The 1,374-nt window shown below is 71.4% G+C and carries 1 protein-coding gene; it reads left to right on the top strand.

Going from position 1 to position 1,374, the window contains the following annotated elements:
- A partial coding sequence (locus IE262_RS39040) for an acyltransferase domain-containing protein (RefSeq protein ID WP_189880396.1) occupies positions 1-1,374 on the top strand: 1,374 nt, incomplete at both ends.

Raw genomic sequence — 1,374 nt, 5'->3', positions numbered from 1 at the left:
TGGATGGGCGGTGCAAGGCGTTTGGTGAGGGTGCGGATGGGACGGTGTGGGGTGAGGGGGCTGGTGTTCTGGTTCTGGAGCGGTTGTCGGATGCCCGCCGCAAGGGGCATCCGGTGTTGGCGGTGGTGCGGGGGAGTGCGGTCAATCAGGATGGTGCGTCGAACGGTCTGACCGCGCCGAATGGTCCGTCCCAGCAGCGCGTCATCCGCCAGGCACTGCGGAATGCGGGCCTGGGCGCCGCCGATGTCGATGTGGTCGAGGCGCACGGCACGGGGACCGCGCTCGGGGATCCGATCGAGGCGCAGGCGCTGCTGGCGACGTACGGCCGTGATCGGGGTGAGAACGGCGGGCCGTTGTGGCTGGGTTCGGTGAAGTCGAACCTCGGGCACACGCAGGCCGCGGCCGGTGTGGCGGGGGTCATGAAGATGGTGTTGGCGATGCAGCGGGGGGCTCTGCCGGCGACGTTGCACGTGGATCGGCCTTCCTCGCATGTGGACTGGGAGGCGGGGCAGGTGCGGCTGTTGACGGAGTCCCGGTCGTGGCCGCGTGGTGAGCGGCCGAGGCGGGCGGGTGTCTCGGCCTTCGGGATCAGCGGCACCAACGCCCACGTCATCCTCGAAGAAGCACCGGCCGACAGTTCCCAATCCGACCTCGATGCCCCCACCCAGCTCCCCGTCACCCCCTGGCTCCTGGCCGGACGCGACGCCGACAGCCTGCGCGCACAGGCCGAACACCTCGCCGCGCACCTCACCGCGACCTCGGCGTCACCGACCGACCTCGGCTACTCGCTGGCCACCACCCGTGCCGCCCTGACCCACCGCGCCGTCGTCCTCGGACCCGGCCACGACGAGCTGTGCGGCGGCGTCCGTGCCCTCGCCGACGATGAGCAGCACCCGGCAGTCGTCACCGGGCACACCCTCAAGGGGCGTACGGCATGGGTGTTCACCGGGCAGGGCAGCCAGCGCCCCGGCATGGGACGGGAACTCCACGAGCTCTTTCCGGAGTTCCGCCGTGCCCTGGACGAGGTGTGCGAGCTCCTGGATGCCGAACTCGGCGCGGAGGACCCCGACCACGTCCCCCTGCGCGACATCATGTTCACCGGCGACCCGGACACCCTGGCCCGCACCGGTCACGCCCAACCCGCCCTCTTCGCCCTGCAAGTGGCCCTCGTCGAACTCCTCAGGTCCTGGGGCATGCGACCGGACTGCGTCCTGGGCCATTCCGTCGGTGAGTTCGCGGCGGCGTATGCGGCCGGGGTCTTCGAACTCCCGGACGCGGTAAGGCTGGTGGCGGGGCGTGCGCGGCTGATGCAGGCCCTTGCCGAGGGCGGCGCGATGGCCGCGATCGAGGCCACCGAGGACGAGGTCGCCGGGG

It is taken from the genome of Streptomyces bluensis (assembly GCF_014650715.1).
In the GTDB taxonomy this organism is placed as follows: Bacteria; Actinomycetota; Actinomycetes; order Streptomycetales; family Streptomycetaceae; genus Streptomyces; species Streptomyces bluensis.
Note: the sequence above shows the minus strand (reverse complement) of the source record. Positions and strands in the feature narration are given on the sequence as shown.